Consider the following 8,131-nt stretch of genomic DNA (forward strand, 5'->3'; position numbering starts at 1 on the left):
GCCCCGATGCGTCCAGTATCGGGGCGACCCTCCGCCGTGCGATCGCACGTACCGGACGTCGCCGGACCCGCCCTCCGGGCGGACGGCGCTTCTTCCGTAACACGCTTTAAGCTGGACGGTGGCCGGAAAGGGGTCCGGTGGCGAGGGGGGAAGCCGTGGAGAGAGACCGTTTCCTGGGTCCGCTGCGCCGCATCGGCCTGACCTTGAGTCCCGGCCGCCTGCCCCGGCCGAACACCCCCGCGGAACACGCAACGGCGGACGGTGGAGCCCGGGGCCGCTCCCGTTCCCAGGACCGGGAGCGGGAACGGCTGGTCCGGGCGGAGTGGGAGGCCCTCCGGGCCCGGCTGGCGCCGGCCGTGGCGGAACACGTGGCGCGGGTGGGGGAACTGCTCGCGGACCCGCGCCTGGAGTTCACGCCCGACTCCGGGCGGAGCGCGGTGAGGCGGGACTACCTGTCCGCCACCGACGCCTACCAGGCGGCGGGCAAACTCCTGGACGAGGCGACGGACCTGCCCGACCTCGCTGCCGCGGTGGTCCTCGCTGACCGTGCGGTGGAACTGTTCGCCGCCGCGCGGGCCCGGCACCTGGGGCAGCGCCCTCCCGCGCAACGGCCGCGCTGCTACTACAACCCGCTGCACGGGCCGGCCGTCGAACCGCCCCGGGAACAGCGGGTCCGCAAGGGACGGCGGGTCGTCGCGCGGGAGGCCGCCGCGTCCCGCCGCCCCGCCTGTGAGACCTGCCGGCGCGCCCTGCTGGCGGGGGAGCCCCCCGACGTACTGCCCGCCCTGTGGACGGCCCGGGACGAGCGCGGCCGGCCCCTGACCCTGCTGGTCCCCTACTACGCGCTGCCCCGGCAGGCGTCCATCTGGGCGGGAACGGCCTGCGGTTCGTACGATCCCGAGGCGTCCGGCAGAGTCCTGCGCGGTGAGCACCGGAACCGCCCCGCCGACTGACCCCCGGGCGAGCGCGTCCGCCCCCGCCGGTGAGCCCGCCGTCGGTGAGCAGGTCCGTCCGTCGAGCACGCCCGCCCGGTGGGCACGGGGAACGGGCCCGGTCTACTTCGTGGTGCGCTTGGTGTTCGCCGTCTTGCGCGCCGGGGCACGCTTCGCCGCGCCGGTGCTGCGCGCGGCCTGCTTCTCGGTGGTCGTGCCGCCGGTGCGCAGAGTGCCGGAGCCGGTCTCCAGATGGGCGCGGACGAACCACTGGAACTGCTCCAGCCCGCGCAGATGCTCGATGAGAAGGTCCTCGGTCACCGGGTCGATGGCACCCACCCGTTCCACCGCCTTGCGGTGGCTCTCGATGATGCCGGTGTAGACGAGGTCCAGGGCGCCGAGGTGGGCGATCGCGTCGGCCCTGCCGATGCTGTAGTCGTCCCAGGTGCGCTCGGCCACGATGGCGCCCGGCGTCCCCTGCGGCTCGCCGCCGAGGGCGGAGATGCGCTCGGCCGCCGAGTCGGCCATCTCCCGTACGGCGAGGGTCTGCGGGTCGAGCATCTCGTGGACCGCGATGAAGTGCGGGCCCACCACGTTCCAGTGAATGTGCTTGAGGGTGAGGGCCAGGTCGTTGAGCGCGTGCAGGCGCAGTGTGAGCGCGTCGATCACCTCGGCCCCCTCCTTGGTGGAGAGGCCGGGGACGGTGTACTGGGGGGACCGGGTCTTGGGGGGCAATGTCACTCCTGGATCGTGGGACGGTCTACGTCCTGACGCCTGCCCCCTTCCGCCCGCTTCCCACGCGCGTGACGCCGGGTTGCCACTGGACTGGGTCCCGAAGGAGGTATCGGTCGGCCCACCGCCCCGCGCCGACCAGCGGTGGGGGCGGAGAGCCGGACGGACAGGTCTCAGTCGCCGGGCCGGCCGGCGTACGTCCCTCAACGACGGCGGGCGGACCAGCCGGAGCCGATCCCCGCGACGTGCAGGGCGAGGGCGAGCAGGCCGAGCAGCATGACGTTGCCGGACGAGAAGACGTCGTTCGTGGTGAGGTCCGCGGCGTTGATCAGGAAGGAGATGAAGAACAGGACCGCTGCGACGATGGCGAGCATGGAGGGGTTCCTCTCGGGTGGGGACGGTCCCGGAGGCTGTCCCGGGGCCGGATCCGCGAAATCCCGCCGTAGCCGTACGGGACACGACCTCTAGTGCCCCCGAACACCGCGCTCAGACCGGCCACTTCACCTCCCGGGTCGCGAGGGGGCGGCCGGGCCGCTTCCGGCCGGACGGCGGAGGGCAAGGATCCGGCGGCCCCGTCCCGCACCCGGACACCGCCCAGGACCCGGCCGCCCTGCCCGCCGCGCGCAGCAGGCCGCGTACCGCCGGTCGGTGCGAGGGGGGAACCTCGTGCAGTACGTTCGCCTGGTGACCGATTTCTACTGGTTCGGTAGTCAATGAGTGATTCTTCCCTGGTGCTGCTGGTGCTGGCGGCCGTGATCGTGCTGTTCTCGCTGAACCGCCTGCCCGTCGAAGCGGTCGCCCTCGGCTCCGCGCTGGCCCTCGTGGCCATCGGAGTGCTGACGCCCGCCCAGATCTTCAGCGGCTTCGGCGACCCGGTGGTGGGTTTCGTGGCGGCCCTGTTCGTGGTGAGCGCGGGTCTCGAAGTGACCGGGGTGACGGCCAGGGCGGGACAGCTCCTCGCGGCCCGCACCGGGAGGAGCCGCTGGCGGCTGGTCGCGCTGACCCTGGTCTCCGTCGCCGCCCTGTCGGCGCTGATCACCATGAACGGGGCGGTCGCCGCGCTGCTCCCGGTCGTCGTGATGCTGGCGGTCCGTGTCGGTATGCCGCCGTCCAAACTCGTGATGCCGCTGGCGTTCGCCGCGCACGCCGGGTCGATGCTGGTGCTGACCGGGACTCCGATCAACGTGCTGGTCTCCGACGCCGCTAAGGAGGTGACCGGCCGGGGCTTCGGTTTCTTCTCCTTCCTCTGGGTGGGCGTCCCGCTGGTCGCAGGAACGGTCGCGGCGGCCGTCTTCCTCGGTGACCGGCTCTTGCCCTCCCGCAGTCCCGCGGCGCTCCCGCCGGACCTGAGCAACCACACCCTCACCCTGGTTGCGCACTACGGACTCGCCGACGACCTCGGCGGCCTGGTGGTGTCCCCGCGGTCGTCGTGCCTGGGGGCGACCTTTCCCTCCCTCGACACGGGGGAGGGCGAACTCGTCGTGCTCGGGGCGCTGCGCGCGGACTCGGACGACCACGAGCTGCGCAGCACCGACGCCCTCGCCGTCGGGGACCAGGTCGTGGTGCGCGGCACGCCCGAGGAGCTGAACACCTTCGCGGAGATCCACGGCCTGATCCCGCAACGGGCCCGGCTGGGTGAGCAGCGGGCCGGTGCGCTCGTCAACCGGGAGGTCGGGCTCGCGGAGGTGCTGATCTCGCCGCGCTCGGCGCTGGTCGGCGCCCGGGTCTTCCCCGGACTGCTGACGGAGGCCCGGGACATCGTGGTACTCGCCGTGCACCGGGACGGACAGAACGCCGACCCCGGCACCGTCACGCTGCGTGCGGGCGACACCCTTCTGCTGCACGGGTCCTGGCCCGCGCTCAGCGGCACCGCGGCGGTCTACGCCGACGATCTGCTGCTGGTCGACTCCCCGGCGGCGGTCCGGCGCCAGAACACTCCCGTGGGACCTGCCGGACGACGCGCTCTCGCCGTGATGACCGCGATGGTGATCCTGCTCGCCTCCGGGCTGGTCTCCCCGGCCGTCGCCGCCCTGATCGCGGCCGTGGCGATGATCCTCCTCAAGGTCGTCTCGGTGCACGAGGCGTACGGGGGAGTGTCCTGGCCGACCGTGGTGATGGTCGGAGCGATGTTCCCGCTCTCCACCGCGATCATGAACTCGGGCGCCGCGGACTCCGTCGCCCGTCTCATCGTGGACACCGCCGGCAGCAGCCGGTACGCCTTGCTGGCGGGCCTCTTCCTCGTCACGGTCGTGCTCGGGCAGTTCGTCAGCAACACCGCCACCGCGCTGATCGTCATTCCCATCGCGACCGTCGCCGCCCAGGAGGTCGGGGTCTCCGTGCTCCCCGTCCTCATGGTGGTCGCGGTGGCCGCCGCCGCCGCGATGCTCACTCCGGTGGCCACGGCCGCCAACCTCATGGTGTACGAGCCCGGGGGGTACCGGTTCGGCGACTACTGGCGCTTCGGCCTGCCGATCGTCCTCTGGTTCCTGGTCGTGGCGCTGACGGTGGTCCCCCGGGTCTGGCCGCTGTGAGGCCGGCCCCGGCGCGGGCCGGCGACGGGCGGGGTGACGTCTGCCCGTCCGCTCCCGTCACCCTCGGGCGGAGTCCTGCCCGGCCTCCGCGGCCGACACCTGGTGCAGAGTGCGCCCGGTCCGGGCGGAACGCGCGTGGTACGGGTCGGGCGTGCCCGGCCGGTCACGTACCGCCTGCTCGTCCTTGGCCTTGATCAGCAGCCATGCCTCCTGCCCGCGCGCGTCCTCCTGGCCCGTCCGGAACCTGATCAGCGCGAACTCGCCCCGAAGCTTCTCCCCGACGAGCCGGAAGGTGGCGTGGCCGCGCTCCAGGGACTCCGCGAAAGGCACCCGGACCCCGTGCTCGTCGTGGCCGAGCGGCACATAGGTGCCCTGGTCCCAGACGATGACGGTGCCGCTGCCGTACTCACCCGGCGGAATCACCCCTTCGAACTCGCGGTACTCCAGCGCGTGGTCCTCGGTGGGGACCGCCAGCCGCCGGTCGCTGGGGTTGTCCGAAGGGCCCTGTGGCACCGCCCAGGACCGCAGGACGCCGTCGACCTCCAGCCGGAAGTCGAAGTGCATGCGCCGTGCCGCGTGAATCTGCACGACGAAGCGCGGCAGTGGCGTCGCGGATTCGTCCTGCATGCCGGGCTCCCTCCGTCATCGCCCCGTCCTGAGGATCGAGCTGGGCGGGCCGTTCCGCCCCACCCTCCACTGTGCCGCCCCGCCCCGACGGCCGCATGGCGGGCGGGACCCCCGCCCCGGAACGGGCCCGGGGGCGGCGCAATAACATGATCTCCATGGAACAGCGCACTCTCGGCAGGACCGGCCGTGACGTATCGGTCGTCGGACAGGGAACATGGCAGCTCGGAGGGGACTGGGGCGAGGTACGCGAGCAGGACGCGTTCGAGGTACTCGACGCGGCGGTCGGGTCGGGTGTCACGTTCTTCGACACCGCCGACGTCTACGGCGACGGCCGCAGCGAACAGCTCATCGGCCGCTACCTGAAGGACCGGCCGGACGCCGGTGTCTTCGTCGCCACCAAGATGGGCCGCCGCGAGGCCCAGGTCCCGGACAACTACGTCCTGGACAACTTCCGTGCGTGGAACGACCGTTCGCGGGCGAACCTCGGCGTCGACACGCTGGACCTGGTCCAGCTCCACTGCCCGCCCACCAGCGTCTACTCGACCGACGCCGTCTTCGACGCGCTCGACACCCTCGTCGCCGAGCAGCGCGTCGCCGCCTACGGGGTCAGCGTCGAGACCTGCGAGGAGGCGCTCACCGCGATCGCCCGCCCCGGCGTGGCGAGCGTCCAGATCATCCTCAACCCGTTCCGGCTGAAGCCGCTGGAGAAGGTCCTCCCGGCCGCCCTCGCCGCCGGAGTGGGCATCATCGCCCGGGTCCCGCTCGCCTCCGGTCTGCTCTCCGGCCGCTACACGGCCGAGACCGTCTTCGCCCCGGAGGACCACCGGACCTTCAACCGTCACGGCGAGGCGTTCGACCAGGGCGAGACCTTCTCCGGCATCGACTACGCGACCGGCGTCGAGACCGCCGCCGAGTTCTCCGGATTCGCACCCGCGGGCGCCACTCCCGCCCAGACGGCGCTGCGCTGGGTCATCCAGCAGCCCGGCGTCACCAGCGTCATCCCCGGAGCGCGGTCCGTGGACCAGGCCCGTGCCAACGCCGCCGCTGCCGCGCTCTCGCCGCTGCCGCAGCCGACCCTGGACGCGGTGCGCGACCTGTACGACCGCCGCGTCCGCGCGGGTGTGCACGACCGCTGGTGACCACGCGGTACGGCGACGGGGCCGGGGCGACCGCTCAGTCGTCGTCCCCGCCGTCGTCCCCGTCCTCGCCGCCCGAGTCGCGCTGCCCGGTGCCCTGGGCGTCGGACGCGGCGGGGGCGGGGGAGCCCTCGCCCTGAGGGGTCACGACACCCTGCGACGCGCCGGTGCCCGGGGTCACCGCCGAACCGGAGTCGGGGGCGAAGATCACCGTGCCCAAGTAGACGGCCACCACGAACGCGATCGAGCCCGCCACCGCGCTCGCCACCCGTGGGCGCCGCCGGATTGCCTCGCTCGCGGCGAGGCGGCGGCCGCCGGATTTCGCGGCACCCCGGCCCGCCGCGCGACTGCCGGAGCGGCTCCCCGCCCGCGGCGCCGCGCGGTTCACCGGCGGCGCGGCCCGGCGCCGCCCCCCGGACTGCCCGGTCCGGTGCCCCGCCCCGGGCGCATCCCCGGAAGTCACCGTGGGCGCGGTGGAGCGCGAGCCGGCCCCGGCCGCTCCCGCCGGACCGCCGTTCCCGCGCCAGGCCGCGGTACGGAACCAGTCGGCCGCTTCCTGCGCGGTCGGCCGCTCCTCGGGCTTCTTGGCGAGCAGCCCCAGCAGATACGTGTCGAAGGCCGGCGAGATGTCGACCCCCTGGTCCCGCAGGGGCACCGGAGGCGTGTCGACATGCTGATAAAGCGTGGCGGCGGCGGTGTCCGAGCGGAACGGCGGGCGGCCCAGCAGCAGGTGGTAGATGACGCAGCCCAGCGAGTACATGTCGGAGTCCGCGCCCGCCGTCCGGCCGAGCGCGCGCTCCGGTGCCAGATACAAGCTCGTCCCGACGATCTGACCGGCCGTCGTCAGCGCCGTCGAAGGATCGTCGACGAACTGGGCTATCCCGAAGTCGCCGATCTTCACGGAGCCTTCGGCGTCCAGCATGAGGTTGCCCGGCTTGATGTCCCGGTGCACCACACCCTGGCGGTGCGCGGCGGCGAGCCCGGCCGCGGCGTCGCCCGCGATCCGCGCGACCTGCTCCGGGTGGACACTCTCCTGCGCGGTCAGCAGATCGCCGAGGCTGCGCCCCTCGACCAGCTCCATCACGAGGTAGAGGCGGTCCTCCCACGTGCCGAAGTCGAAGACCGCGACCAGGTGCGGGTGGCTCAGCCGGGCGGCCGTCTGCGCCTCCAGCCGGAACCGTGCGGTGGAAGAGGAGTCGGCCCGGTCCCCCAGCAGCAGCTTGACGGCGACGGCGCGGCCGAGGACCTCGTCCGTCGCCCGCCACACCTCGCCCATGCCACCACGCCCGATGGGGGACACCAACCGGTACCGATCAGCTACCAGCACCTGTACACCTATCTCGAATTGTGGCCCGTTGCGTCAGCCGGGGCGACGCACGGGTCGTGCTCACGAGGAGCGGGACGGGGCGGGGCTCGCGGCGATGATCAGGATATCTGTCCGGTGGACTCGATGTTACGGCCGGTCAGTTCCGGTACGCCTCGGCTCTTCCCGGTCGCGACCGGAACCGGGGAGAGCGCCCCCCCTGACGGTGCGTTCGGCGGCAAGTGCCCGGCGGGCGGCGCGGTCCGGCGGCAGGGCTCCCCCAGGGCCCCGGCGGTCAGGCGCTCAGCCTCGTGCGGGAACCGTCCGTCCCAGCGCCTCCACCAGCGGCAGCACCCGGTGCGGCACCCGCTCGCGCAGTGCCACCTCGGTGCGGGTCCGCACCACGCCCGGCAGCTGGATGAGCCGCTGGATCACGTCTTCCAGATGGCCGTTGTCCCGCGCCACGACCCGGGTCAGCAGATCCCCGCCGCCGGTGGTCGAGAACGCCTCGATGATCTCCGGAACCTCCGCCAGCGCGTCCCCGACCTCGTCCAGGTGTCCCTGAGTGACCTCCAGGTGGACGAAGGCGAGCACCGGATGCCCCAGAGCGGCGGGGGAGAGGACCGGGCCGGTACCGGTGATCACGCCGTCCCGTTCCAGCCGGTCCATCCGGGCCTGGAGCGTGCCCCGGGCCACCCCCAGGATGCGGGCGTGCTCCCTGGCGCTGGTACGCGGCTGCTCGATGAGGAGCCGCAGGATACGGGTGTCGAGAGCGTCCACCGCCATGGTGCGCCTTCCTCTTCCGGGGATACGTGGGGGTGCTCCGAGCCTATCCCGGTCCCCCTGGACCCGACGGCCCGGGAAAGCCGC

General features: G+C 73.1%; 8 protein-coding genes. 3 read left to right on the forward strand and 5 right to left on the reverse strand.

All coding sequences use genetic code 11. The annotated features are described in order from the left end of the window. The first annotated feature begins 155 nt into the window (after positions 1 to 155). A complete protein-coding gene (locus tag ACFWEP_RS27500) occupies positions 156 to 953 on the forward strand; it encodes a hypothetical protein (RefSeq protein WP_387373886.1) in 798 nt (265 codons plus the stop codon). A gap of 102 nt (positions 954 to 1,055) precedes the next feature. Here ACFWEP_RS27500 and ACFWEP_RS27505 read toward each other — a convergent pair whose 3' ends face one another. Together ACFWEP_RS27505 and ACFWEP_RS27510 are read right to left on the reverse strand one after the other, a co-directional pair. Next, on the reverse strand, positions 1,056 to 1,667 hold the full coding sequence (locus tag ACFWEP_RS27505; protein ID WP_387373896.1) for a Dps family protein: 612 nt from the start codon (positions 1,665 to 1,667) through the stop codon (positions 1,056 to 1,058). A gap of 200 nt (positions 1,668 to 1,867) precedes the next feature. Then, positions 1,868 to 2,038, reverse strand: coding sequence for a hypothetical protein (locus ACFWEP_RS27510; protein ID WP_387373887.1), 171 nt, complete (start codon positions 2,036 to 2,038; stop codon positions 1,868 to 1,870). A 339-nt stretch (positions 2,039 to 2,377) separates the two neighbouring features. On the opposite strand from ACFWEP_RS27510, the gene ACFWEP_RS27515 reads away from it, so the two are divergent. Further along, the gene (locus tag ACFWEP_RS27515) at positions 2,378 to 4,195 is read left to right on the forward strand and encodes an SLC13 family permease (RefSeq protein WP_387373889.1); all 1,818 of its coding nucleotides are present in this window, start codon (positions 2,378 to 2,380) and stop codon (positions 4,193 to 4,195) included. 57 nt (positions 4,196 to 4,252) lie between these two features. Here ACFWEP_RS27515 and ACFWEP_RS27520 read toward each other — a convergent pair whose 3' ends face one another. After that, positions 4,253 to 4,822: a DNA polymerase ligase N-terminal domain-containing protein gene (locus ACFWEP_RS27520; protein ID WP_387373891.1), complete on the reverse strand. Its 570-nt coding sequence runs from the start codon at positions 4,820 to 4,822 to the stop codon at positions 4,253 to 4,255. Between the two features lie 146 nt (positions 4,823 to 4,968). Here ACFWEP_RS27520 and ACFWEP_RS27525 point away from each other — a divergent pair, with 146 nt between their 5' ends. Next, positions 4,969 to 5,961: an aldo/keto reductase gene (locus ACFWEP_RS27525; RefSeq protein WP_387373892.1), complete on the forward strand. Its 993-nt coding sequence runs from the start codon at positions 4,969 to 4,971 to the stop codon at positions 5,959 to 5,961. 34 nt (positions 5,962 to 5,995) lie between these two features. Here the strand turns inward: ACFWEP_RS27525 and ACFWEP_RS27530 are convergent, their stop codons facing one another. Continuing rightward, complete coding sequence (locus tag ACFWEP_RS27530; RefSeq protein ID WP_387373898.1) at positions 5,996 to 7,234, reverse strand: protein kinase; 1,239 nt, start codon at positions 7,232 to 7,234, stop codon at positions 5,996 to 5,998. 330 nt (positions 7,235 to 7,564) lie between these two features. Then, positions 7,565 to 8,047, reverse strand: coding sequence for an Lrp/AsnC family transcriptional regulator (locus ACFWEP_RS27535; protein ID WP_387373894.1), 483 nt, complete (start codon positions 8,045 to 8,047; stop codon positions 7,565 to 7,567). Positions 8,048 to 8,131: the final 84 nt, after the last annotated feature.

The sequence above is a fragment of the Streptomyces sp. NPDC060198 genome (assembly GCF_042728415.1).
In the GTDB taxonomy this organism is placed as follows: Bacteria; Actinomycetota; Actinomycetes; order Streptomycetales; family Streptomycetaceae; genus Streptomyces.

Bases quoted from the DNA above. Each gene is read 5' to 3' on its own strand.
- ACFWEP_RS27510 (WP_387373887.1), bottom strand. From the start codon at position 2,038: ATGCTCGCCATCGTCGCAGCGGTCCTGTTCTTCATCTCCTTCCTGATC.
- ACFWEP_RS27515 (WP_387373889.1), top strand. From the start codon at position 2,378: ATGAGTGATTCTTCCCTGGTGCTGCTGGTGCTGGCGGCCGTGATCGTG.
- ACFWEP_RS27520 (WP_387373891.1), bottom strand. From the start codon at position 4,822: ATGCAGGACGAATCCGCGACGCCACTGCCGCGCTTCGTCGTGCAGATT.
- ACFWEP_RS27525 (WP_387373892.1), top strand. From the start codon at position 4,969: ATGATCTCCATGGAACAGCGCACTCTCGGCAGGACCGGCCGTGACGTA.
- ACFWEP_RS27530 (WP_387373898.1), bottom strand. From the start codon at position 7,234: ATGGGCGAGGTGTGGCGGGCGACGGACGAGGTCCTCGGCCGCGCCGTC.
- ACFWEP_RS27535 (WP_387373894.1), bottom strand. From the start codon at position 8,047: ATGGCGGTGGACGCTCTCGACACCCGTATCCTGCGGCTCCTCATCGAG.